16 protein-coding genes and 1 pseudogene are annotated in these 24800 nt (G+C 61.7%); 10 read left to right on the forward strand and 7 right to left on the reverse strand.

All coding sequences use genetic code 11. The features are described from left to right. Positions 1-2: 2 nt before the first annotated feature. Complete coding sequence (locus ABCS64_RS05875; protein WP_418890955.1) at positions 3-785, forward strand: UDP-2,3-diacylglucosamine diphosphatase; 783 nt, start codon at positions 3-5, stop codon at positions 783-785. 877 nt (positions 786-1662) lie between these two features. Next, positions 1663-3042, forward strand: coding sequence for an IS1380 family transposase (locus ABCS64_RS05880; protein WP_418889980.1), 1380 nt, complete (start codon positions 1663-1665; stop codon positions 3040-3042). A gap of 432 nt (positions 3043-3474) precedes the next feature. Here ABCS64_RS05880 and rlmD read toward each other — a convergent pair whose 3' ends face one another. From rlmD to ABCS64_RS05910, 6 genes and pseudogenes are all read right to left on the reverse strand, one after another. Continuing rightward, positions 3475-4776 (reverse strand): 23S rRNA (uracil(1939)-C(5))-methyltransferase RlmD, encoded by a 1302-nt coding sequence (gene rlmD / locus ABCS64_RS05885; RefSeq protein WP_418890956.1) that lies wholly within the window; start codon positions 4774-4776, stop codon positions 3475-3477. A 226-nt stretch (positions 4777-5002) separates the two neighbouring features. Further along, positions 5003-5830: pseudogene (locus tag ABCS64_RS05890) on the reverse strand (tRNA (5-methylaminomethyl-2-thiouridine)(34)-methyltransferase MnmD); the annotation flags it as partial. Between the two features lie 316 nt (positions 5831-6146). Continuing rightward, the gene (locus ABCS64_RS05895) at positions 6147-6734 is read right to left on the reverse strand and encodes a hypothetical protein (protein WP_418890957.1); all 588 of its coding nucleotides are present in this window, start codon (positions 6732-6734) and stop codon (positions 6147-6149) included. A 1-nt stretch (position 6735) separates the two neighbouring features. Further along, positions 6736-7053 (reverse strand): hypothetical protein, encoded by a 318-nt coding sequence (locus ABCS64_RS05900; protein WP_418890958.1) that lies wholly within the window; start codon positions 7051-7053, stop codon positions 6736-6738. Further along, the gene (locus ABCS64_RS05905) at positions 7050-7697 is read right to left on the reverse strand and encodes a hypothetical protein (protein ID WP_418890959.1); all 648 of its coding nucleotides are present in this window, start codon (positions 7695-7697) and stop codon (positions 7050-7052) included. The genes ABCS64_RS05900 and ABCS64_RS05905 overlap by 4 nt, the downstream gene beginning before the upstream one ends. A gap of 105 nt (positions 7698-7802) precedes the next feature. Further along, positions 7803-8276: a hypothetical protein gene (locus ABCS64_RS05910; protein WP_418890960.1), complete on the reverse strand. Its 474-nt coding sequence runs from the start codon at positions 8274-8276 to the stop codon at positions 7803-7805. 1693 nt (positions 8277-9969) lie between these two features. Between ABCS64_RS05910 and ABCS64_RS05915 the strand changes: the two genes are divergently transcribed. From ABCS64_RS05915 to cphA, 4 genes are all read left to right on the forward strand, one after another. Beyond that, a complete protein-coding gene (locus ABCS64_RS05915; protein ID WP_418890961.1) occupies positions 9970-12324 on the forward strand; it encodes a cyanophycin metabolism-associated ABC transporter in 2355 nt (784 codons plus the stop codon). Further along, positions 12321-12812 carry a cyanophycin metabolism-associated DUF1854 family protein gene (locus ABCS64_RS05920; RefSeq protein ID WP_418890962.1) on the forward strand — a complete coding sequence of 164 codons (492 nt, stop codon included), beginning with the start codon at positions 12321-12323 and terminating at the stop codon, positions 12810-12812. Before ABCS64_RS05915 ends, ABCS64_RS05920 begins: the two co-directional genes overlap by 4 nt. Before the next feature lie 85 nt (positions 12813-12897). Beyond that, positions 12898-15072, forward strand: a complete 2175-nt coding sequence (locus ABCS64_RS05925) for a cyanophycin synthetase (protein ID WP_418890963.1) — start codon at positions 12898-12900, stop codon at positions 15070-15072. A 99-nt stretch (positions 15073-15171) separates the two neighbouring features. Further along, entirely contained in the window at positions 15172-17766 is a 2595-nt protein-coding gene (gene cphA, locus ABCS64_RS05930) for a cyanophycin synthetase (protein WP_418890964.1), read from the forward strand. 143 nt (positions 17767-17909) lie between these two features. On the opposite strand, the gene ABCS64_RS05935 is transcribed toward cphA, so the two are convergent. Further along, entirely contained in the window at positions 17910-18752 is an 843-nt protein-coding gene (locus tag ABCS64_RS05935) for a BUD32 family EKC/KEOPS complex subunit (RefSeq protein WP_418890965.1), read from the reverse strand. A 310-nt stretch (positions 18753-19062) separates the two neighbouring features. Between ABCS64_RS05935 and ABCS64_RS05940 the strand changes: the two genes are divergently transcribed. The 4 genes from ABCS64_RS05940 to creD all read left to right on the forward strand — a co-directional run bounded on the left by ABCS64_RS05940 (position 19063) and on the right by creD (position 24450). Continuing rightward, positions 19063-19374 carry a hypothetical protein gene (locus ABCS64_RS05940; protein ID WP_418890966.1) on the forward strand — a complete coding sequence of 104 codons (312 nt, stop codon included), beginning with the start codon at positions 19063-19065 and terminating at the stop codon, positions 19372-19374. A 415-nt stretch (positions 19375-19789) separates the two neighbouring features. Beyond that, positions 19790-20563, forward strand: a complete 774-nt coding sequence (gene creB / locus ABCS64_RS05945; RefSeq protein WP_418890967.1) for a two-component system response regulator CreB — start codon at positions 19790-19792, stop codon at positions 20561-20563. Between the two features lie 94 nt (positions 20564-20657). After that, positions 20658-22262 (forward strand): two-component system sensor histidine kinase CreC, encoded by a 1605-nt coding sequence (gene creC / locus ABCS64_RS05950; protein ID WP_418890968.1) that lies wholly within the window; start codon positions 20658-20660, stop codon positions 22260-22262. Positions 22263-23001: 739 nt separating this feature from the next. Next, entirely contained in the window at positions 23002-24450 is a 1449-nt protein-coding gene (creD, locus tag ABCS64_RS05955) for a cell envelope integrity protein CreD (protein WP_418890969.1), read from the forward strand. The last annotated feature ends 350 nt before the right edge of the window (positions 24451-24800 follow it).

Here is a 24800-nt window from a genome sequence, read left to right on the forward strand (position 1 = left end):
CCATGCCTGCCAGCGCCATCACCGACTTTATTGCCGACCTACACCTTTCGCCGCGGACACCGGAAATCAACCAGCGCTTTCTGCACTATCTCGACGGACAGGCGCACCAGGCCGGGCAGATCTTCATCCTCGGCGATCTTTTTGAAGCCTGGCCGGGCGATGATGCCATCGACGACCCGGACGATGGCGGATTCGCCGCCGCCATCGTCGCCGCCCTGCGCCGCCTGAGCGATGCCGGCACCGCCCTCTCGCTCATGCACGGCAACCGCGACTTCCTGCTCGGCGAAACCTTCGCCGCCCGCTGCGGCGCGCGCCTGCTGCCCGATCCTTTCGCGCTGACCCTGCCCGCCGCATCCGGTTCAGGCTTGCCTGAATTCCGCTGCATCCTCTCGCATGGCGATGCGCTGTGTACGAACGACCACGAATACCAGGCCATTCGCGCCCAGGTGCGCCAACCCGCTTTTCAGGCGACCATGCTCGCCCGTCCGCTGGCCGAACGCAAGGCGATGGCCGCCGCCTTCCGCCAGCAGAGCGAACGCGCCTGGGAGGAAAAAATTCGCCAGGGCAAGCTCAGCGACGGCGACGTTGCCACGGAAACGACGGAAAACTTCCTGCGCGAACACCACTACGCCACACTCATCCACGGCCATACCCACCTACCGGCGACGCATGTTCACACCATCGACGGCAAAAACGTCGAGCGCTGGGTTCTGGCCGACTGGCGCAAGGATTCCGGCGAAATCCTCCGCTTCGACGGCCGCCAGCTTTGCCGGATTGCGGTATGAGCGCCGGCTGCGCCAGGCCCGCCATCCGCGCCATTGCGCGAAATGCGCCGGCTCGCTAACCCGCGTATTTCGGGCATCTCCGCTGCCCCTGCCCTGAAGCCCTTTATTTATAAGGGCTCCAGAGGTGCCTGCCCGCAAATGCCCTATCCATGCGGGTTTCGGGGCATCTCCCCGACAAGGGAGAATTGGAGAAACGCTGGGGCGAAAGCGCAGGCGCATCTCCAAAAAGAGGTGGCCTGCAGCCCGCGTATTTAGGGCATCTCCGAGCACCATATCCGCAAACGCTCTATTTATAAGGGCTTCAGGGGCACCTGCCTGGAGCGCCTTTATCCATGCGGGTTTTGGAAGTAACCGCCCGCAAACACCCTATCCACGCGGGGTTCAGAAGTGTGCCCCGAAAGCCTCATAGCGGCTCGACTTTGCCAAAAGACAAGGCGGCGAGCCGCAGACAGTACGAGCAGTACGGCAAGGCGAGCCAACGCAGTATTTTGGTAAAGGAAGCCGCTATTTCAGAGGGGCGCGGGGTAGCTTGGCGGAAATTAAGGGCTTGATTGTCTGAGCGCAGCGAGTTTTCAAGCCCGCCGACAAGCGGCCCGCGGCAAGGAAAGTCTGCGCCTCAGGGTCGCCTTTCTTTGCTGACTTTCTTTGGCGAGGCAAAGAAAGTCAGCGGGGCGCGCTGCCGCTCAGCGCAACGGCATCAAGAGGAGTTCCGTGGGTGAAAGTCAGCGCGCAGGTCTTGGCAATTCCTATATTTAAAGTATCTCCGGCCACCTGCCCGCTAGCCCGCATTTCTCACAGATAGAAGGTGCATCGCGGCCGGAGATATAAGAAAGTTTTTTTGCGAGAACGACTTAACCATATCTCTGAGGAAGCCGCGATGCCGACACAGTGTACCGTAGTCAGCCCATGCGCGAAGCGTATTGATGGCCGCCAGGTGGCGGTGGATTTCGACGGAGGGCAGATCAGTTCGGATGCGGGCGCGCTGTTGCTGCGCGAGGTCGATCGCACCTTGCGGCTGACCGAACGGGTGGCGGCCTGCTTCGAGGATGGGCGCGATCCGGAGCTGATCGAACACACGGTGCACACGTTGGTGATGCAACGGATCGTGGGGATCGCGCTGGGCTACGAGGACCTGAACGATCACGATCAATTGCGCCGTGACCCGGTACTGGCCACGCTGGCCGGTAAGCTCAGCGCTCGGCGCAAGGGCTGCGAGCCGCTGGCGGGCAAGTCGACCTTGAACCGGCTCGAACATGCCCCCGACACCAAGGACGGTTCGCGCTATCACAAGATCGCTCACGATCCGGCGGCCTTCGAGTCGCTGTTCGTCGCGTGCTTCATTGAGGCGCACGAGCAGGCACCTGACGAGATCATCCTCGATCTGGACGCCACCGACGACCCGCTGCACGGCCAGCAGGAAGGGCGTTTCTTCCATGGTTACTACGGCGGCTACTGCTACCTGCCGCTGTACATCTTCTGCGGCCGACATCTGCTCGCCGCCAAGCTGCGCCGGGCCAACACGGATGCCTCGGCGGGCAGCATCGATGAACTCGAACGCATCGTCACCCAGATCCGCCGCCACTGGCCGGAGGTGCGCATCGTGCTGCGTGCCGACTCGGGCTTTGCGCGCGATGCCTTGATGAGTTGGTGCGAGCAGACGCACATCGACTTCGTCTTCGGGCTGGCCAAGAACGACCGGCTCAAGGCCCAGATCGAAACCGAGATGAGCCAGGCGCAGGCCGAATGCACCCAGACCGGCAAGCCCGCACGGCGGTTTCGCGACTTCACCTACCGCACCCTTGACAGCTGGTCGTGCGCCCGGCGGGTCGTCGGCAAGGCCGAGCAGCTGCCGGGCAAGGCCAATCCGCGCTTCATCGTCACCAGCCTGGACGCTCAGCGCTGGCCGGCACGCGAACTGTACGAGGCGCTGTACTGCGCCCGAGGCGAAATGGAGAACCGCATCAAGGAGTGCCAGCTACACCTGTTCGCCGATCGCACCTCAACGGCGACGATGCGGGCCAATCAGCTGCGGCTGTGGTTCGCCTCCTTCGCCTACGTCATGCTCGAAGCGCTGCGCCGCATCGGGCTGGCTGGCACCGAACTGGCCGAGGCCACCTGCGAGAGCCTGCGCCTGAAACTGCTCAAGATCGGCGCACGGGTCAAGATCAGCGTGCGCCGCATCCATGTCAGCATGGCCAGCAGTCATCCGTTCCAGACCACCTGGCGCCTGGCCCAGGCCAGACTCGCCCCCGGCTGATCCGCCACGCCACCGTGGCCCTGCTGATCCGATCGCGCTCCCGTTCGCGCGAGGCGGTCTCATGCCCAAACAGCGCCGCTTGCCCCCTCAACGCACCTGACCGCTCGCAGAACCTCACCCGCCTGCACTCCATTGGCCGCTCGCAGGCCTGAATCCTCGCGGTCACGGCGACGCGTGAAGGAAAAAACCGCGCCAACGGGGGCCGAACCGTGAGGGTGTGAGAAATGCGGGCTAGCCCGCGTATTTAGGGCTTCTCCAAGGGGAATGCCCTGAAGCCCTTTATTTATATGGGCTTCAGAGGTGCTTGCCCGGAACGCCTTTATCCACGCGGGCTTCAGCGATACCTGCCGAAAAAAGTTTAGGATTGCCCCTATGCCCGAACTCTGCCGCGCCCTCCCTTGCCCTGCCGGCAGAGCCAAGCACCCCAGCCTACTATTCAAACAGCGCGATCGATTCGACGTGCGACGTGTTGGGAAACATATTGACGACCCCCGCGCCGCGCAGGCGATAGCCTTTTTGCGACACCAGAATCCCCGCATCGCGCGCCAGCGTCGCCGGGTTGCAGGAAACATAGACGATACGCTGCGGGCCGTTTTCGCCAGCCATCCCAAGCGATTTCACCAGTTCGACCGCGCCCTCGCGCGGCGGGTCGATGAGCATCTTGTCGCAGCGCCCCAGTTGTTCCAGCGATGCCGGCGTCGCCTCAAACAGGTTGGCCACGCCATATTCGACCTGCCCGGCCAGCCCGTTGGCGGCGGCGTTCTCGCCGGCACGGCGCACCAGTTCGCGGTTGCCTTCGATCCCGACAACGTGCGCGCCCAGGCGCGCCATGGGCAGCGAAAAGTTGCCCAGGCCGCAAAACATATCGGCAATCCGCTCGCCGGGGCGCGGCGCCAGCAGCGTCATGGCGCGGCGCACGAGCACGCGGTTAATGGCGTGATTGACCTGAGTAAATTCCGTCGGCGAAAAGCGGTGCTCGATGCCGTAATCCGGCAGCCGGTACGACAGTTCCGCCCCCGCCTGCGGGTAAAAGCGGTAGACACTGGCCGGCCCCTGCGGCTGTAGGTAGAAAACAACGCCATGCCGGTCGGCAAAGGCGCGCAGCAACGTCTCGTCAGCGCCATTGAGCGGCTCAAGAATGCGCAGCACCAGCGCCGTCATATCCTCGCCCACGGCCAGCTCGATCTGCGGCATCGCCGTACTGATCGACAGCGCGCCGATCAGTTCGCGCAGCGGCATCAGCAGCGCGGAAACATGCGGCGGCAGATTCGGGCATATCCGCATATCGGCCACATAGCTGCTTTTGCGCTCGTGAAAGCCGATCAGCATGCCGCCCTTTTTCGCCACCCACCGCGCCGACAGCCGCGCCCGCCAGCGATAGCCCCAGGACGGCCCGTGAATGGGCGCGTAGAGCTGCTCCGCCTGCACCCGTCCCAGATGCCAGAGATTGGTTTCCAGCACGCGCTGCTTGGCCGCCACCTGCGCAGGCGCGGACAGATGCTGCATGCTGCAACCGCCGCACACGCCAAAATGCGGGCAACGCGGCGTCACGCGCTCGGCGGAAGGCGTCATGATGCGCTCGACGCGGGCATTCTCATACGTCGGCTTCTTGCGATAACTGACGAACTCGACCCGTTCGCCGGGCAGCGCCCCGTCCACAAAAATAGTCTTGCCATCCAGCCGCGTCACGCCGCGCGCTTCGTGGTCTAGGGATTCGATGATTCCAGTCGGCATGCCGGGAACTTCCAGAAATTCAAAAAAGCGGCATTGTATCGTCGAACAGACCCCAAGCCGTCACGACGCACACCGCCGCGGGTAGTCGATACTTACACGGGCGCACGCTGACAATGCGCGCAATATCGCCATAACACTGCCGTAACGCAGCTACAACGCAGCCGCCGTCACGGTCGTTTCAGGTTTTGGATAGTTGACGCCCTGCCGCTACGCATTACGGAAACCGGCCGACCAGCATCTGCCGCTTGTCGGCAAAACCGGGGCGCTTCTCCACCATGAACCCGGCCTCGGACAAGGCGCGGCGGACGCTGCCTGCCACCGACCAAGTCGCCAGCGTCGCGCCCGGCTTCGCCAGCCGCGCCAGCGCGCGGCACAGCGCCGGCGACCACAGATCCGGGTTTCTGGCGGGCGAAAAGCCATCGAGAAAAAACGCATCGACCGCCTCGTCCGGCGCCAGCGTCAAGGCCGGCAGCAGCGCTGCGGCATCGCCGAACAGCAAGCGCAGCTCGACACGCCGCACGGCAGGCATGTTCTGCGCAGCCTGCACCTCCGGCGACGGCAGCATCTCCGGCACATCCGGCATCCCCCGCATTTCCGTACCTTCCCTTTTCCCGCCATCGCCTGCCGCCTCCTGCCCCTGCGCCGCAGGCACGCCTTCCAGCACCACGCGATGCTCGCCCGGCTGCAAAGGCGGCCACTGCGCCTGCAGCATTCCGGCCAACGACGCAAACTCCGGCCAGGCCGCATGCGCCGCCGCCAGATCGGCCGCGGCAAACGGATGCTTCTCCAGCGAAATGAAGCACAGCTCGCGGCAAGCCTGCGGATCGGCTCGCCAGGCCTGCCAGGTCGCCAGAAAATTCAGACCAAGGCCAAAGCCCGTTTCAAGGATGACGAAACGCCCTCGCCCCTGCCAGCGCGCCGGCAAATCATTGCCAGCAAGGAACACATGCCGCGCCTGCGCCGGCCCGCCCGCAGCCGCGTAGTAAACATCGCCGTAACGCCCGGAAAACGGCGTACCGTCGGCAAGCCGCTGCAAGGTTGGGATTTCAAGCATAAAAATTAAACATCAAAAAGTTTTTGGAAGCATCTGGAGCACAACGTTCATCCGAAAAAAATGAAACCTTTGCAAAACCCGGCAGAAACCCGTTTTAAGGAATCTGCGCATCGTATTTCTAAAAATATTAAAAATACCAAGAGAAAAACCAGAAAGCTTTGCAAAAGCCTCAATGGGTTAGTGATTGCCTATTGCCTTGAAAAGAATCTGAAAAATTAGTAAAGACTACTTTATTAAAAAATCCCATTATTATTTGGGAATAAAGCTTAATCGGCTTCCGCCAATTGGGTTTGTTCAAAGAGAGATAATGAGTTGATCATTTTTCAGCTCCTTTAAAACTTTCTTCAAAGTTAAAAAAATCTTTTCTCAGATGATGCATATTCTCACAAAATGGCTCGTCCGCCCATCGAACTACAAATATCGAAATACCATAACCAAAATCGATATATTTTGCCAGAACTTCATCATTCTTTGTATCAATAACTTCAAATATATCTTTATTTAAAGACAAGAAAGGAAAGATCGTCTCGGAAGAATAGTTTATTCTCCCATTGAGAGATTTGACATACTTACTCCCATTTTTGTCCCTATATACCCATTTAAACGGCCGATCCTTGTTATATACCAGCGTCTCATATACGCCGGGGTTTTCCGCTTTCCATTGATCCAGCGTTTTGTAAATCCATAAACCGGCTTCTTTCTTGCAGTAATAACGGTGCGCCAATTCGGTCGGTATCCAGTCCCACATAAGCGGTAAATAGACAATCAGGAAGCCGCCAAAGGCGCAGAGCGCGCGTTTGACTGTTGAATAGCCTCGCCGTTTAGCCCAGCGCCAGCCGTAAGCCGTGCCGACGATCAGCAGGATCAGGTAAATCCCCATCAGGGGCAGAATGACCGCGCCCATGTCAGGCAACCCGTTTGAATTCGGATTCGTTATACGCTAACCGCCCGCCCAGGCTGTACCCGGTGTCGTCGCTCCTCTTGAAATAGGGATCGAGTATCGTCCAGCGTCCGGTGATGTCCGCCGGCTCTTTAGGATCGAACATTTGCCGGCCAAGCGCTTCAGGAATACGGGCGGATTTGCCGGGTAAACGTTCACTTGCCCCTTCATCAATGATGATTTCAGGTGTAATTTTATCCCGACCATGTTTGCTCAAATCCACATAAGCCAGTGTCGAAAGTTTGGCGTAGTCGTATATTTCCTGAATGGTCATAGGTTTCATGGTTTCGCTCCTGAAGGAATAAGGACTCTGTGAAATTCAGTGATCAGCTTGGGTCGTCTGTAACAACCACCGGCGCCGTTATCGATCACCGATCCAATTAAGTTGTCGATCCAACCCATGCGCGCCGTAAAGTATCTATCTTTTGCAATAACTTCTCCTGTGTTTCGGTTACGGATAACCTCCCCATCTACAATGACGCCCAGGTCCTTATCATAACAATCTAAGCGATCGCGAATGATTTCCCATTCGGCCGTTGGCTCAGGGATTTTTGTAACGACAATTTCATCGCCTTTGCGCTCAAAGCGATTGATGGTTTTTTCGCCCGGGAATGGCTTATCTTCAACGAAAACGTAGGGATGCTCTTTCATTGTATCCATATCGGCATAAAGCCCTTGAAACCCATCCACCACGACAGTGCGGTAGATATGCAACCCGGCCTGGTCGCAGGCCTTGTTCATCTTCCAGCTATACCAGGTCACATCACCTAGCGGAATCAAATAGGCCAGGATCAAATAAAGCGGTATCGCCCAGTAGCGCTTTTTCCGGCGCCAGACCTTGGAGGCAAGCACCAAAAGCCCGATCAGCGCCAGCGGCAGGTAGAAAATCAGTAATGCCGGCCCGGCCAGACCAATGTAGAGTTTCATAGCGTCGGTTCCTCGATAAGATATGTGGGTGTAACGGTGCTGTGGGCAGAGGTGTTTCAGATGCCTTTCAACAAAGATTTCTGTGCCACGTGAGCCTGCGGTGGTTCAGCTCAGGAGGTTCATGTCCAAAGGCAATCCAGCCATTACGCCCAGCGCCGGAAAGAAGGCTTTGGACTGTTTTCCTTTAAGCAGCGGGTTGACGGCCGCCTCGCCCAGGGACAGGAGATAAAGGCTGAACAACAAGAAAAACAGGGCGTGAAAATAAGCGCCGGAAAGCGCCACGACAATTGTGTATCCGGCCAGCGTGGATGCTGCGGCCAATGCGAGCCCGGCCGCGCGCCGGGAAACAATTTCGATCACGTGATCGATGAACGTTATCAGGCAGGGCTTTTTGCGTCCGCAGCGTTTTTCAGACCCTTCAACCAGCAATCCCAGCAGTCTGGCGGTGAGCGTGAAAATAAACGCCCACCCGAGCGAGTCAAGTTGAAGGCGCGCGATGAGCAGGTCGCTCGCCCAGTTTGCGCTGTAATAGCGGTGGCTCACAATCTGCGCAACGCCGAGGAATATCCCCGCCAGCATGTAGCAATGGAGGGCGTTCCGACGCAGGTTTCGGTTTATAAACATCCAGGCGCTGCCGCAGGCTGGCTTCGACATAATGCCTCCTAAAAATACGCGCACTTTGTGGAGACGGGGATGCTTGTGGGATGGAGAAAACTCTAGAACTGCGCCCGGATGATGTCAACCATTTGATTTACAAGGCATTCGCCGGCGCTGCGGCAGGGAAAATGGCTGTCGGGCGCACCCGGAGCGGGCCGGCAGGCGGCCGGATGGGAGTGAATGGGGGAATGGGGGGTGTAATGCCCCAAATAGGTGTTTTTAGGACGGACTTTTGGCGAAATAATTTTTATAAGCAGAAATTTACTCTCCTGTGTAAACATGGCTGCCGATGTCGGCGTTTTAAACAAAAGAATTGAAGAAGGCGGGCCGAAGACGCCCAATCTACGCGGGTTGCCGGGCAGTACGCCGGAAATGCCCAATCCACGCGGATCAGCAGGCAGCAGTCTAGCGACCGAAGTCAGAAAAACGTTCGTAGGTCAACAAGCACGGCATGTGCCGTTTCAGGTCGGACTCCTGTACGCGGCGTGCTGAACGTCTGTGGCGTCCGAACATCCGCAGTTGCTATTCGTCCGCAATGGCTGCCCGGAAGCCCGCGTCTTTTGGGCGTTTCAGAGAGGGCATCGCTAGAACCCGCGCCAATCGGGCGTTCAGAGAGGGAATCGCTAGAACCCGCGCCAATCGGGCGTTCAGAGAGGGAATCGCTAGAACCCGCGCCAATCGGGCGTTTACGAGCAGGCAGCGCTGGAACCCACGTCAATCGGGCGTTTGCGGGCAGGCTCTCCGGAGATGCCCGTTTCACGCGGGGTTTGGGGCCTGCTCCGTCGCTGCCGGCCTCTGCCTGCATGGCGCGTTAAGTGCGGCAGCGTCTGTGTGTGGTGTTTGAACGGTAGCCACGACTATTGAAGGCCTAGAAAGCGCGGCGGGCTGAACGTCTGCGGCGTCCGAACATCCGCAGCAGTTGTTCGTCTGCGGTGGCTGCCCGGAAGCCCGCGTCTTTTGGGAGTTTCAGAGAGGGCATCGCTAGAACCCGCACCAATCGGGCGTTTACGAGCAGGCAGCGCTGGAGCCCGCGTGGATTGGGCGTTTGCGGGCAGGATCTCCGGAGATGCTCGTTTCACGCGGGGTTCAGGGCCTGCTCCGCCGCTGTCGGTCTCTGCCTGCATGGCGCGTTGAGCGCGGCAGCATCTGTGTGTGGTGTTTGAACGGTAGCCACGACTATTGAAGGGCTGGAAAAGCGCGGCGGTGGCTGCGCGCGGCGGGCTGAACGTCTGTGGCGTCCGAACGTCCGCAGTCGCTGTCCGTCCGCAACAGCTGCCCGGAAGCCCGCGTCCTTTGGGCGTTTCAGACAGGGCAGCGCTATAACCCGCGTGGATTGGGCGTTTGCGGGCAGGTAGCGCGGAAACCCTTATTCCGCGCGGGTTTCCAGCCTAAGCTTTTTTATTTATTCAACTATAGCGCTGCCAAAAGGTTTTGAACCATCGGGCGAACTGGGGTGAATTTGGGCAAATCGGGGCAAATCGGGCAGTCTGCATCGGCCGCAATCAACCGGCGAGGTGGGTCGCGCGTTAGGGGCGGGTATACTTCGGCTACGCAATATAGATAAATCAATATTGATATTTGATACGCCGGCCTTCGCGGCCGCCCACTTTTGACAATGACTGAACCGAAAACGACCGATCACCCGATTCCTTCCCCTTCCCCTTCTTCCGGCGCCGCAGCGGCGCATTTGCCGGCTGTCTGGCAAACGCAGGTCGAGGCGCAACTGGCGCCGGACGAGACGCTGCTTGCCTGCCTGGAAACCGATCTTGACGAGCGGCTACGCTTTGCCGCCGGGATGCTGGTGCTGACCGACCAGCGCCTGCTCGCAAAAACGGCAGATACGGCGAGCTGGCAAAGTTACCCATGCCGCGCCGGACTACGGCTGACGCGGCGCGACCATGCCGGCGTCGGCAGCCTGGAGTTATTCGACGAAAACGGGCGGCTGGCCATCTGGCGCTATACGCTGGGCGGCGATATTACTGCGGGCCGGCTGATCGATCAGTTTGCGCGGCAGATCGAATTCCGCACGACGGGACACGCGCCGTATAAGCCGGTGCAGGCGCTTTGCCCCAACTGCGACATGCCCCTGCCCGCCGGCCAGGACGAGTGCCCGAACTGCAACCGGGAAAACCTGACGCCGCCTTCGACCTGGACGCTGCTGCGCCTGTGGCGCTTTGCCCGCCCTTACCGCTGGCAACTGCTCGCCGGCTTCATTCTGTCGCTGGCCAGCACGGCGGCAACGCTGGTGCCGCCCTACCTGACCATGCCGCTGATGGATAAGGTGCTGATTCCTTTCCAGAATGGCCAGCCGATCGATTCGACGCAGGTTGCGCTTTACCTGTCCGGCCTGCTCGCCGCCGCACTACTCGCCTGGGGGCTGGGCTGGGCGCGCACTTACATTCTGGCGCTGGTTTCCGAACGCATCGGGCGCGACCTGCGCACGACGACCTACGAGCATCTGCTCAAGCTTTCGCAGGAATACTTCGGCGGCAAGCGCACGGGCGATCTGATGGCGCGCATCGGCTCGGAAACCGACCGCATCAACCTGTTCATTTCACTGCACTTCCTGGATTTTGCCACCGACGTGCTGATGATCACGATGACGGCCGCCATCCTCGTTTCGATCAACCCCTGGCTGGCGCTCGTCACCCTGCTGCCGTTGCCGGTCATTGCCTTCCTCATCCACATGGTGCGCGAAAAACTGCGCACCGGCTTTGAGCGCGCCGACCGCATCTGGGCGGAAGTCACCAACGTGCTGGCCGACACCATTCCCGGCATCCGCGTCGTCAAGGCGTTTGCGCAGGAACACCGGGAAGCGGCGCGCTTCCGCGCCGCCAACCAGCACAACCTCGAAATCAACGACAAGGTCAACAAGATCTGGTCGATGTTCGGCCCCACCGTGACGCTGCTGACCGAAATCGGCCTGCTGGTCATCTGGGCGTTTGGCATCTGGCAGATTTCGCAGCACGAAATTTCGGTCGGCGTGCTGACCGCTTTTCTGGCCTACATCGGCCGCTTTTATACGCGCCTGGATTCGATGAGCCGCATCGTTTCGGTGACGCAAAGGGCCGCCGCCGGCACCAAACGCATTTTCGACATTCTCGACCACGTTTCCAGCGTGCCGGAGCCGGTTAATCCCGTGCATCTGGAAAAGGTCGCAGGCTGCATCGAACTGCGCGACGTGGGCTTTCGCTACGGCACGCGCAGCGTCGCGCGCAATATCAGCCTGACCATCGAACCGGGCGAGATGGTCGGCCTCGTCGGCCATTCCGGTTCGGGCAAAAGCACGATGGTCAACCTGATCTGCCGTTTCTACGATGTGACCGAAGGCGCCATCCTGATCGACGGCGTCGATATCCGTTCGCTGCCGGTTGCCGAATATCGCCGCCATATCGGCCTCGTCCTTCAGGAGCCGTTCCTGTTCTTCGGCACCATTGCGGAAAATATCGCCTACGGCAAGCCCGAGGCCACGCGCGAAGAGATCATCGCCGCCGCCCGCGCCGCACATGCGCACGAATTCATTCTGCGCCTGCCGCAGGGCTACGATTCGCTGGTCGGCGAGCGCGGCCAGGCGCTTTCCGGCGGCGAGCGCCAGCGTATTTCGATCGCCCGCGCCCTGCTCATCGACCCGAAGATTCTGATTCTCGACGAGGCGACTTCTTCGGTCGATACGACGACCGAGAAGGAAATCCAGAAAGCGCTGGACAACCTCGTGCGCGGCCGCACCACCATCGCCATCGCCCACCGCCTGTCCACGCTGCGCAACGCCAACCGGCTGATCGTCCTCGACCGGGGCGACCTCGTCGAAGTGGGCAGCCACGATGAGCTAATGGCCAAGGAAGGCCATTACTACCAGCTTTACCAGGCGCAGGCGCGCAACGCCGAGGAAGAAAGCGAGGCCGATGCCCCCTACTCCGGCAGTTCCGGCAAGCGCGACGATGAAAACGACCAAGGAGCACACAAGGCATGAACCTGCCCACCCTATCCACCATATCGCCGGCCTACCGGCTACACCGCGACGCCTTCGGCCGCCTGATCCTGACCGATGCCGACGGCACGGCGCATGAGGACGTTACGCCCGTGCGCGCTTTTCCGATCTGCGCGCCGGATGAGGGCATCGCCCTCGTCGACGCGCATGGGCACGAACTGGCCTGGATCGATCGCCTCGACGCCCTGCCCGCCGCCCTGCGCGAGCTGGTTACCGGCGAACTGGCCGGACGCGAATTCATGCCGGTTATCGAACGCATCCTCAGCGTTTCCAGCTACGCCACCCCCAGTTTCTGGCAGGTGATCACCGACCGCGGCGAAACGGCGCTGACACTCAAGGGCGAGGAAAACATCCGCCGCCTGCCGGGCAATGCGCTGCTCATCGCCGACAGTCACGGCATCAATTACCTGATCCGCGACCGGCTGGCGCTCGATGCGCAAAGCCGAAAATTTCTCGACCGTTTTCTGTGAGATGCCGACGGTAATCCAAACATTGCACCATACGTTATTCGAACCTATCCGCTTATCGCGCGCAGTCCTTCCGAGATCATAAAAAATGGACATGACCAACAAAGACATCAAATTCCTTGAAATCCGCTATCTGAACGGCCCGAGCATCTGGACTTACCGGCCGGTTATCGAAGCGGTCGTCGATATCGGCGAGCTGGAGGATTTTCCCTCCAACAAGATTCCCGGTTTTTACGAACGGCTCAAGACGATGCTGCCCTCGCTGATCGAGCACCGTTGCAGCTATGGCGAGCGCGGCGGCTTTCTGCGCCGCCTTGAGGAAGGCACCTGGCCGGCGCATATCCTCGAACACGTCACCCTCGAACTGCAAAATCTCGCCGGCTTGCCCGGCGGCTTCGGCAAGGCGCGCGAAGCCGGCCCGCGCGGCGTCTATAAGGTTGTCGTGCGCGCCTGGCAAGAGGATGTCACCCGCGCCGCGCTGTTCGAGGCGCGTCAACTGGTGCTAGCGGCCATGGCCGATCGGCCGTTCGATGTGCACGCATCGATCGCAAAGCTTGCCGAACTGGTCGATGCGCACTACCTCGGCCCCTCGACAGCCTGCATTGTCGAGGCCGCCGATATGCGGAAAATTCCGTACATCCGCCTGCTGCGCTCCGGCAATCTCGTCCAGCTCGGCCACGGCGCTGCGCTGCGCCGCATCTGGACGGCGGAAACCGACCAGACCAGCGCCATCGCCGTGGGCATTTCGCACGACAAGGATCTCACCAAGACATTGCTGGAAAATTGCGGCGTGCCGGTGCCTGAGGGGCGCGAGGTCGACAGCCCGGAAGATGCTTGGGAGGCCGCGCAGGACATCGGCCTGCCGGTTTGCGTCAAGCCGCTCGATGCTAATCACGGGCGCGGCGTTTTCATCGACATCAAAACGCGCGAGGAAATCGAAAAGGCTTATGCCGCTGCCCTTGAGGAAGGCAACGGGGTCATCGTTGAGCGCTCGATTCCCGGTAACGAACACCGCCTGCTGGTTATCGGCGGCAAGCTCATCGCCGCCAATCGCGGCGACGCGGCGCAGATCACCGGCGACGGTAAATCGACGGTTCGCGAACTGGTTGAAACGCAGATCAACTGCGACCCGCGCCGAGGCGTGAGCGAAAACCATCCGCTTGCAAAAATCGACATGGATCCGGCGGTGCACATCAACCTTGCGCGCCAGAACCTGACGCCCGATTCCATTCCGGACGCCGGGCGCAAGGTACTCATCCAGCGCAACGCCAATCACGAATTCGACGTCACCGATGCGGTGCATCCGGAAACCGCCGAAATCGCCGCGCTCGCCACACGCATCGTCGGACTCGACATTGCCGGCATCGACCTCGTTTGCCAGGATATTTCAAAACCGCTCGCCGAACAGGGCGGCGCCATCGTCGAAGTCAATGCCGGCCCCGGCCTGCTGATGCACCTCAAGCCCGGCGTTGGCAAACCGCGCCCGGTCGGGCAGGCCATCGTCGACCACCTCTTTGCCGACGGCAACGGCCGCATTCCGGTGGTCGGCGTTACCGGCAGTTACGGCAAAACCACCGTCTGCCGGCTGGTTGCGCGCCTGCTCTCCATTTCCGGCAAACGAACCGGTCTGGCGTGCAGCGACGGCCTGTTTATCGATCGCCGCCTGCTGGAAAAAGGCGACCGTGCCAACTGGGACGCGGCGCACCGGACGCTGCTAAACCGCGCCGTCGAAGCTGCGGTTTTTGAAAACGGCAGCGATACGATTCTCGAAAGCGGTGTGGCTTACGACCGCTGTCAGGTCGGCGTGATCACCAATATCGACCCCGCCCGCCACATCGGCCGCCGTTACACCAACACGCCCGAACAGGTCTTCAACATCATGCGCACGCAGATTGACCTCGTACTCAAGGAGGGCGCGGCGGTGCTCAATGCGCGCGAACCGATGCTGATCGACATGATTCCGCTGTGCGACGGCGAAATCATCCTGTTTGCCGACGACCCGGATCTGGCCGCCATCAGCGCGCATCAGAAGCACGGCGGGCGCGCAGTGTTCGTGCGCCACGGACACATCATGCTGGCCGACCATCAAGGGGAAACCAAACTGGTGAGCCTGGAAGACGTGCCGCTTTGTCAGGAAAGCGGGGAGAACGGTCAGCCCGCGGCGCAGACCGAAAACGTGCTGGCCGCTGTGGCCGCCGCCTGGGCGCTTGGCCTCAGCCACGACGTCATGCGCATCGGCATCGAAACCTTCTTGCCCGATTAGACAGCTTCTCCGAAAGGAACGCCGGACACGCTCCACCCGACAGAAATCGCCGCCGCCCCACAGAATTCCGGCGGCGCATCAGAACTACGAGGAAAATTTATGGAAGTCTCGAGAATCCGTGCATTGCGCGGCCCCAATCTGTGGAGCCGCCATACCGCCATCGAAGCCATTGTCAGCTGTGACGAAAACGAGCGCGACATCAGCGCCATCACCGGCTTTGAAAAGCGCCTGCGTGAGCGTTTTCCGGAAATTGCTTACCTGCACCCGGCCGAAGAGGATCGCGCCGTCGCTATGGCGCATGCGCTCGAATTCGCCGCTCTCGGTTTGCAGGCGCAGGCTGGCTGCCCGGTCACGTTCAGCCGCACGACACCCGCCACGGAAACCGGCGTTTATCAGGTCGTTGTCGAATACAGCGAAGAAGAAGTCGGCCGGCTGGCGTTTGACCTCGCCATGCAGCTTTGTCGGGCGGCGGTTGACGCTGCCCCTTTTGATCTGGACGAAGCTTTGCGCCAGTTGCGCAAGCTCGACGAGCACGTGCGCCTCGGCCCGAGCACCGGCGCCATCGTGCATGCCGCCATCGCCCGTAACATCCCCTACCGCCGCCTGACCCAGGGCAGCCTCGTGCAGCTTGGCTGGGGCAGCAAACAGCGCCGCATCCAGGCGGCCGAAATGGACACCACCAGCGCTGTTGCCGAAACCATCGCGCAGGACAAGGAGCTGACCAAGCGCCTGCTGCACGCCGCCGGCGTGCCGGTGCCGATCGGCCGTCCCGTGCGCGACGCCGCCGATGCCTGGGCCGCCGCCTGTGAAATCGGCATCGAACGCGGCGTTCCCATCGTCGTCAAGCCGCAGGATGGCAACCAAGGTAAAGGGGTTGCCGTCAACCTGACGACGCGCGCGCAGGTCGAGGCGGCCTATGCCACCGCCGCACGCATCAGCAGCAACGTACTTGTCGAACGCTCCCTTGCTGGCCAGGACCACCGTATCCTGGTTGTAGGCGACCGGCTGGTTGCCGCCGCACGGCGCGAACCGCCGACCGTGATCGGCGACGGTGTGCGCACGGTGCGCGAGCTGGTCGATCTGGTCAATGCCGATCCGCGGCGCGGCGAAGGCCACGCCACTTCGCTGACCAAAATCCGCTTTGACGACATTGCCCTAGCGCGGCTGGCGCAAAACGGCCTGACTGCCGAATCGGTGCCGGCCAAGGGGCAGCGCGTCGTGCTGCGCGACAACGCCAATCTGTCAACCGGCGGCACGGCCACCGACGTCACCGATGACGTACATCCGGATTTTGCCGCGCGCGCCATCGCCGCCGCTCAGATGGTCGGCCTCGACATCGCCGGCGTCGATATCGTCTGCCAGGACGTTCTGCGCCCGCTGGAAGAACAAGGCGGCGGCATCGTGGAACTCAATGCCGCACCGGGCCTGCGCATGCACCTGAACCCCTCCTTCGGTAAAGGACGCAACGTCGGCGAGGCAGTCATCTCGTCGATGTTCGCGCCGGGCGAGGATGCGCGCATCCCGCTCGTCGCCGTCGCCGGCACCAACGGCAAGACGACGACCGTGCGCCTGATCGGCAGCATCCTCGGCAGCCGGGGCTATCGCGTCGGCATGACCAGTACCGACGGCGTATACGTTCAGGGCAAGCGCATCGATACCGGCGACTGCAGCGGCCCACGCAGCGCGCGCAACGTGCTCTTCCATCCCAACGTCGACGCGGCCGTGCTGGAAACTGCGCGCGGCGGCATCCTGCGCGAAGGGCTGGGCTTTGACCGCTGCGACATTGCCGTCATCACTAATATCGGCAGTGGCGATCACCTCGGCCTTTCTTACATCAGCACCGTAGAGGATCTGGCTGTCGTCAAGCGCGTCATCGTCCAGAACGTCAAGCCCGTGACTGGCTTTGCCGTGCTCAACGCCGCCGATCCGATGGTCGCACGCATGGCTGACGCCTGCCCCGGTCAGGTCATCTTTTTCGCCCGCGACCGCAGGCACCGGATCATGGCCATGCACCGTGCCCAGGGCAAGCGTGTCGTTTATCTCGACGGTGACGCCATCGTCACTTGGCACGGCGCCGTGCTGGAACGCTTCCCGCTCGCGGAGATTCCCATCACCGCAGGCGGCGCCATCGGCTTTCAGGTGGAAAATGCGATGGCCGCCGTCGCCGCTGCCTGGGCGCTGGGCATCGACCCGGCCACCATCCGTCAGGGGCTTGCCCGCTTCGTCAACGATGCCGATTCCGCCCCCGGACGCTTCAATCTGTTCAATTACCGCGGCGCCACGATCATTGCCGACTACGGCCATAACCCCGACGCCATTCAGGCGCTGGTCGACGCCGTCGGCAATATGCCGGCGCCGCCGGGGAGCCGCCGTACCGTCGTTATCAGCGGCGCCGGTGACCGGCGTGACGAGGATATCCGCAAGCAGACCGAAATCCTGGGAGGTGCCTTTGACCGTGTCGTCCTCTATCAGGACGCCTGCCAGCGCGGCCGCGCCGACGGTGAAGTGCTTGCCTTGCTGCGCGACGGACTCAAGGATGCGCGGCGGACGCGCGAAATCGAGGAAATCCACGGCGAATTCCTGGCCATCGATACCGCCCTCGACAAGCTCCAATCTGGCGATATCTGCCTGATCCTGATCGACCAGGTTGACGAGTCGCTCGCGCACATCGCCAAGCGCGTCGCGGAACAATAAGTCCGGTTTAACGGCGTGCGAGGTATACGAAGGGGCAAAAGGGGCGCATAGGGAAGCGGCGCGTATCGGCAGGCATTCCGGCGTAAAAGCCGGAATTAAAAATGCTCCGCATCCCCCGTATGCCGGTATTTTTCACGCCCGGATCAGCGCGCCCGGTAGAACATCTCCGCCAGGGCGGCAAGGCGCAGCGTGTCCTTTCCCCAGCGGGGGTGATGCAGGGCGCGCATCCACAGCATCGGACGGGCGGCGGTACGGATGTCGTCGGCAATGGCGGGCGGCAAGGCGGCGGCATGATCGGACCAGCGACGGACGGCGGAATCCAGGCAGCCACGCCGCTTGAGGATAAGCGCCGTGGATTGCAGGTAACAGAGGTAATCGCGGCTTTGGCAGGCGGGCAGCGGCAGATAACGGCCAGGGTCTTCCTCAAAATCGATGAAACCGATGCCACCATCGTCGCCGACGATCATATTACGTGCGAAGGATTCGCTCAGGTATTGTCCGCGCTCATGGACGCTCTTGATGGCGGCAAGCCCTTGTTGCCAGCGGGCAAGGCTATCTTCGTGCTCGATGCATTCAAGCAGGGTATGTTCGCCCAGGTGGGTAAACATAAGGCCGTCGTCATCCGAGGCGAGCAGGCGCGGCACGCGCACGCCATGTGCCGCAAGCGTTTGCAGACGCGCCGCTTCCACCGCAATGGCTGCCCGCCCACCGGTGTTGGGCACGGGTTTGAGGGCGCGCAGGCGAAGGGTAGCGGCGAGACAGCCGATGAGGGTATAACGCCAGCGCGGAATGGTTTTCCCCACTTTACGCACCCAAACGGTTTCGTTGCCAGCCAGGGTGTAGTGGGCAATATTGCTCGTCTGCCGGGGCAGGATGGCGGCAAGCGCCGCCGAATAGTTGTGGTTCATGGCGATTGACACCTGTCGGGAGCGCGTACCGTCACGGCCGCGTAGCGCACGCACGCCAGGCAAAGCAGCGTTTTTCATGCGCATAGCGATAATACGGATTTGCGTATGCCCTGAATAGGGGCAGTGCGCAGAATGGCCTGTGTGCGTATGCCCCGCACTTCGGGAAAATGGCGTGCGTCGTATCCATAGCCCAAAAATTATCCAAACTTATTGCCCACGCAGTGTCCGCACGTTTTCTCCTGCGCCGGTGGGCGCCGCGTCGATGCGGCCTGAGCCTGCCGGCACACGGCATTTTATCCGACGCCCTGCGAAGCCACTGCTAACCCGCCGCAACAATCATCGCCGACTACGGCCATAATACCGACGCACGCCATTTAGACGCTGGTCGATGCCGTCGGTAATATGCCGGCGTGACGAGGATATCCGCAAGCAGACCGAAATCCTGGGAGATGCTTTCGACCGTATCGTTCTCTATCAGGATGCCTGCCAGCGTGGCCGTGCTGATGGCGAAGTGCTTGCCTTGCTGCGCGACGGACTCAAGAATGCACGGCGGACGAGGAAAATCGAGGAAATCCACGGTGAATTCCTGGCCATCAATACGGCGCTCGACAAGCTCCAGCCCGGCGATATCTGCCTGATCCTGATCGACCCGGTTGACGAGTCGCTCGCGCACATCGCCAAGCGCGTCGCGGAACAATGAGACTGGTACGGCAAGGATGTTTCCCACGCACGGCAAGCGGCGCAGTGACGGGAACACATAACGAAAACGGAGCGAGTGAAAAGTGAAAGGCAACGCCGGAAACCGGCATCGCTAACCTCCGCACGAATAACACGCCGGCAGGTAGGCCAACCTGGCATCGGTATCAACACCGAACGGAAGGTCTGGCTGGAGCCCGCGTCAATAGGGTATATGCGGGCAGGTACTCCGGAAACGCCCATTCCACGGGGATCTCCGGGAACCACCGGTGCATTGGCTGGACATGCTGCGCGCGCCGCCCCGCTTCTTTCTCCTTGTTGCCAACCGCCCGTATCTGTCTCCCACCTTGGCGCGCAACAACCGTTCCGCCGGTAAAATATGCGCGCTCATTGATTTATATGCCCCGACGGACGGGGCCTTGAATTCCCGGAATCACCCGCACGCCATGTCGCCCCCCATGACGCCTTCTTCCGCGCCTCCCCTGCCGGCCATCCTGCTCGCCGAGGACGAGTCGGCCATTGCCGATACGCTGATCTACGCGCTCGGCAGCGAAGGCTTTTCTGTCCGCCATGTCCTGCTCGGACGCGATGCGTTGGCTGTCCTGCGCGCCGACGAGACAGAAAATTTCGTGCTTGCCATTCTCGACATCGGCCTGCCCGACACGACGGGTTTCGAGGTGTTGAAAGCCTTGCGCGCCGAGCCCCGCCACCGCGACCTGCCGGTTATCTTCCTGACCGCCCGCGCCGAGGAGATCGACCGTATCCTCGGACTCGAACTGGGCGCCGACGATTACGTGACCAAACCCTTTTCGCCGCGCGAAGTGGCCGCCCGCGTGCGCGCCATTCTGCGCCGCGAAGCGCGCCAGCGCCCGCCTGCGGCGGACATCGTGGCCCCTGACGCCATCTGGCAACACATGCCGGAAGCCCGCCGAATCCGCTACCACGGGCAGGCGCTCGACTTGACCCGCTACGAGTACGAGCTGCTCGCACTCCTGCTCTCCTCGCCGGGGCGCGTGTTTAGCCGGGCACAAATCATGGCGCGCGTCTGGGCCGACGCACCTGAGACAACCGACCGCAGCATCGACACGCACATCAAGACGCTGCGCGCCAAACTGCGCGCCATTCACGACGGTGACGAGGTCATCGCCACCCACCGCGGCATCGGCTACGCACTGGCCACATCCGTCTCATGAAACGTTCGTGCGCCCCTTGCCGACCAGGCCGACGCAGCAACCAACGCGCCCTGTGCCGCAACGCCCCGCGCAGATTGCGACAGGCCGCCCCACGATGAGACTCTGGGCGCGCGTCTTTCTCGGCTATTTCCTCATCGTCGGACTGGCCGGCTGGTTCCTGTTGCACGTTTTTGTTTCCGAAGTCAAGCCAGGCGTGCGCGACGCGGTGGAAGACGTGATGATCGATACCGCCAACCTGCTCGCCGAACTGGCCCGCGACGACCTACTCGCCCACCGCCTGCCGGATGGCCGCTTCGCCGCCAGCGTCGAAGCGTACCGCCAGCGACCGATCAAAGCCAAAATCTGGGGGCTGGAAAAACAAACGCTGGACTTCAGGATCTATGTCACCGATGCGGCCGGCATCGTCCGCTACGATTCGGAAAACCGCGCCATCGGCGAAGATTATTCCAACTGGCGCGACGTCGCCCTTACCCTGCGCGGCAAGTACGGCGCGCGTTCAACGCGCGATAACCCGGAAGATGAGGCCAGCGGCGTTATGCACGTCGCCGCCGCAATCCGTGACCGGAGCCAGGTGAATGACAGTGGTTCCCATGCCGGTGGCCGCACGGAGGCCAATGAACACCCCGGGCGCATTGTCGGCGTCGTCACCGTCGCCAAGCCCTCGCGCACACTGGCGCCGATCATCGCGCGCGGCGAACGCGCCATGCTGCGCCACGGCCTGCTTTTGCTCGGCGCGACACTGGTAATCGGCGCGCTGTTTACCGCCTGGCTGACGATATCGGTGGGTAAACTGCTGCGCTATGCCCGCGCGCTGTCCGCCGGGCAGCCCGCTACGCCGCCTTCGCGGGGGCGTGACGAAATCGGCGAACTGGCGCGCGCTCTGGCGCAACTGCGCGACGAGGTCGACGGCCGCGCCTACATCGAACGCTACGTGCAACACCTGACGCATGAGATGAAAAGCCCGCTCGCCGCCATCCACGGCGCCGCCGAGTTGCTTGCGGAAGCCAGTTTGCCGGAGGGCGAGCGCCAGCGCTTCGCCAGCAACGCACTGGCGCAGAGCGAACGCCTGCAAACCCTGATCCAGACGCTCTTGCGGCTGGCGCAGATCGAGCAGCAACGCGCGCTGGACGCGCCGACCGCCGTCGACCTCGCCAAGCTGCTCGCCGAGCAGCAGGCGCATCTGGCGACGCAGGCCGTGCGCAAGCGCGTCATCTTCACGCTCACCGCCGCTCCGGCGCTACCGGCCATCCGGGGCGACCGCTTTCTGCTCGGTCTGGCGCTGACCAACCTGTTGCAGAACGCGCTCGACTTTTCACCACCGGGGAGCGTGGTCGAATGCACGCTGGCGCACGTGGCGGGTCATGCAGCGGATCATGCGGCGGCCGATGCGGAAGGCGTTGACACGCGAGCCGAAAACTGGCTTGAAATCCGCATCCGGGATTACGGCCCCGGCATCCCTGATTACGCCCACACACGGCTGTTCGAGCGCTTCTTCTCGCTGCCCCGACCGGACGGCGCACCCAGGAGCAGCGGCCTCGGCCTCCCTCTTGTGCACGAAATCGCCGCTCTCCACGGCGGCACCGTCACACTGGAAAACGTGAATTACGCAAGCAGCGCGGATGACACCAAAGAGGACGCCGAAAACAATACCGGCGCCCTCGCCCGCCTGCGTCTGCCGCTGCACCCGGCTTCGCCGTAAACTAGGCACACCCTCCGCCTCGCCCATACGTACGTGATCGTCCAGGGCGAGACATTTTTCGATTTGCTTGCCTCGCTGGCGGCAATGCACGGCCACTAAAAATCAGAGACGGTGTTCTACTACCCCGTCAAACTAGACCAGCGCACGACTATGCGAAACCTTGCGAGCGAACGATGAAGCTCCCTTGCGATGGCAAGCGACCGAGACGGCGGATTCGGGTCATGGCGCTGCCTGAGCCGGCATGAAATCTTCTATACGGACGATCGGCCGATACCAGCGCCCGGCACGCGCCGTTTCCAGCCACTTTCTGCCAGAAGCCGCATCCCATGTGGCTTACGCGCCACACTTTTTCGCAAGCTTTGCCGGGCGCGGATTTCCGGGCAAGCTCTTGCGCAGCCCTTGTCGCATCAGTGTTTCGGGGCAGGCATCGCCACGATGCCCAATCCACGCGGGCTACAGGGCATGCTCTCCGCCAAGGGCCATCATTTGCAGAGCACCGGGGTGTGCTGCAACTTGGCGCGGCGTCCATAAATTCCCGCCGCCATGCGCCCGATATATCCCTCCCCCGCGCATCGCCTCACGCTTCACTTCACACGCCCTTCATATTCCCCTCACGCCGGGCGGGCAGACTGCGCCTGTCAATCGCCGCGGGTTTGCCATTGGGGCCTTGCCAGCGTGCCGCCCCGTCACCGGTCGCCACGGATTTGACGTCGATCCATCCATCTGTCAGGAGAATACGATGCGCCACCCGCTCTTCCAGAAATGCGCTCTGTTGCTCATCATCAGCCTGTTGCTGATGCTCCCGCTGAGCATGATCCAATCCGCCATTGATGAACGAACGGAATTCCGCAACCAGGCAACCCGCGCGATCGCCGCCGCCACCGCGGGGGAACAAACGATTACCGGGCCGATTCTGGTCTTCCCCGTCGATGAGTATTTCGACGAAGAACGCACCGAGAAACAGGGCAAGCAAATCATCAAACGCATCGAGCGCTACGTGATCCGCCACCGGATCGCCGTCAAGCCGAAGCAGCTTGACTTCAACGGCAACATGAAGGTCGAAAAACGCGCCTACGGGCTGTACGACACGAATGTGTTCTCGCTGCAAGAGCACATCAGCGGCCATTTTGAAACGCCGGACGCCAGCGCGCTAACCCTGCGCAATGCCACATCCCGCCTGGTCTGGGGCAGCCCGACGCTGATCCTGGGCATCGAAGACCCGCGCGGTATCGACGGCGAGCCAAAAGTGATGCTGGACGGTCAGGCGCTGCAACTGCGCCAGGGGGTGCGCCTGACCGACGCGGACATGAAGCTGCCGCAGCGGCAAGCCGGCGTGCGCGAGATTGCCCTGCGCAGCGCCAAGGGCGACGACGAGCGCCCGGAGGATAACGTGTTCTCTGCCGGCCACGCCGCCGCTGCGGCCTTCAACATCCGCGCCGGCTTTCGCGCGGTGGGCGCGCATGCGTACAACGGCAAGCCGGCCTCGCTGCCCTTCGACATCACACTGACGCTCTCCGGCACCTCCAGCCTGACGCGCATTCCCCTGGGCGAAACCACCACCGCCGAGCTGCGCGCCGATTGGCCGCACCCGAGCTTTGGCGGTAACTACCTGCCGCGCAGCCGCGAAGTCGGCGAGCAGGGTTTTACCGCCCGCTGGAGCGCCACGGCGCTGGCCGCCGACGGCATTGCTGACAATCATGACGGCTTTCAGGTCAGCTTGATCAATCCCGTCGATATTTACCAGCAGGCGACGCGGGCAGTGAAATACGGCATCTTGTTTATCGCGCTCGGCTTCGCCGCCTTTTTTGCTTTTGAGCATCTGCGCACGCTGCCGATCCATCCCATCCAGTATCTGCTGGTCGGGCTGGCGCAGGCTATTTTCTTCCTGCTGCTCATCAGCCTCTCCGAACACATCCGCTTCTGGCTCGCCTATCTGGTCTCTGCCACCGCCTCGATCGCGCTGATCGCCGTCTATCTGGCCGCGATCCTGAAAGGCTGGCGGCGCGCGCTCGGCTTTAGTCTGGCGCAGGCCCTGCTCTACGCCGCGCTCTTCGGCATCCTGCGCGCGGAACAGAACGCGCTGCTGCTCGGCTCGCTGCTGCTCTTCGCCGCGCTGGCTGGGTTGATGATCGGCACCCGCCGCATCGACTGGTACGGCTTGGGGCAGAACAACGCGCCGAGGAAATAAAAACCGGGCAAAGCAGATTCCCTCGGCAATAAAAAGGTGGTTGCTCTCTCCTGCCCTGAATTTGCGTACATTTCCACAGGAAGAGGGGTTCGGGGTAGTTTATGTTTTTTGATGCCCTGAACCCCACGTATTTAAAGGGCTTCCGGGCATTTTATGTTTTCTGCCCTGTTTTTACGGATTTCAGAGGGGTGCTCCAGAAGCCTAATAGCGGCTCGACTTTGCCAAAAGACAAGGCGGCGAGCCGCTGATAGTACGAGTAGTACGGCAAGGCGAGCCAACGCCGTATTTTGGCAAAGGAAGCCGCTATGCTCGACGTTGCCAAAGACAAGGCGGTAAGCCGCAGACAGTAC

The organism is Dentiradicibacter hellwigii, from assembly GCF_041770905.1.
GTDB classification, from domain to species: Bacteria; Pseudomonadota; Gammaproteobacteria; order Burkholderiales; family Rhodocyclaceae; genus Propionivibrio; species Propionivibrio hellwigii.

Excerpts from the sequence above, each read along its gene's own strand:
- ABCS64_RS05875 (WP_418890955.1), top strand. The coding sequence starts at position 3 with ATGCCTGCCAGCGCCATCACCGACTTTATTGCCGACCTACACCTTTCG.
- ABCS64_RS05880 (WP_418889980.1), top strand. The coding sequence starts at position 1,663 with ATGCCGACACAGTGTACCGTAGTCAGCCCATGCGCGAAGCGTATTGAT.
- rlmD (WP_418890956.1), bottom strand. The coding sequence starts at position 4,776 with ATGCCGACTGGAATCATCGAATCCCTAGACCACGAAGCGCGCGGCGTG.
- ABCS64_RS05895 (WP_418890957.1), bottom strand. The coding sequence starts at position 6,734 with ATGGGCGCGGTCATTCTGCCCCTGATGGGGATTTACCTGATCCTGCTG.
- ABCS64_RS05900 (WP_418890958.1), bottom strand. The coding sequence starts at position 7,053 with ATGAAACCTATGACCATTCAGGAAATATACGACTACGCCAAACTTTCG.
- ABCS64_RS05905 (WP_418890959.1), bottom strand. The coding sequence starts at position 7,697 with ATGAAACTCTACATTGGTCTGGCCGGGCCGGCATTACTGATTTTCTAC.
- ABCS64_RS05910 (WP_418890960.1), bottom strand. The coding sequence starts at position 8,276 with ATGCTGGCGGGGATATTCCTCGGCGTTGCGCAGATTGTGAGCCACCGC.
- ABCS64_RS05915 (WP_418890961.1), top strand. The coding sequence starts at position 9,970 with ATGACTGAACCGAAAACGACCGATCACCCGATTCCTTCCCCTTCCCCT.
- ABCS64_RS05920 (WP_418890962.1), top strand. The coding sequence starts at position 12,321 with ATGAACCTGCCCACCCTATCCACCATATCGCCGGCCTACCGGCTACAC.
- ABCS64_RS05925 (WP_418890963.1), top strand. The coding sequence starts at position 12,898 with ATGGACATGACCAACAAAGACATCAAATTCCTTGAAATCCGCTATCTG.
- cphA (WP_418890964.1), top strand. The coding sequence starts at position 15,172 with ATGGAAGTCTCGAGAATCCGTGCATTGCGCGGCCCCAATCTGTGGAGC.
- ABCS64_RS05935 (WP_418890965.1), bottom strand. The coding sequence starts at position 18,752 with ATGAAAAACGCTGCTTTGCCTGGCGTGCGTGCGCTACGCGGCCGTGAC.
- ABCS64_RS05940 (WP_418890966.1), top strand. The coding sequence starts at position 19,063 with ATGCCGTCGGTAATATGCCGGCGTGACGAGGATATCCGCAAGCAGACC.
- creC (WP_418890968.1), top strand. The coding sequence starts at position 20,658 with ATGAGACTCTGGGCGCGCGTCTTTCTCGGCTATTTCCTCATCGTCGGA.
- creD (WP_418890969.1), top strand. The coding sequence starts at position 23,002 with ATGCGCCACCCGCTCTTCCAGAAATGCGCTCTGTTGCTCATCATCAGC.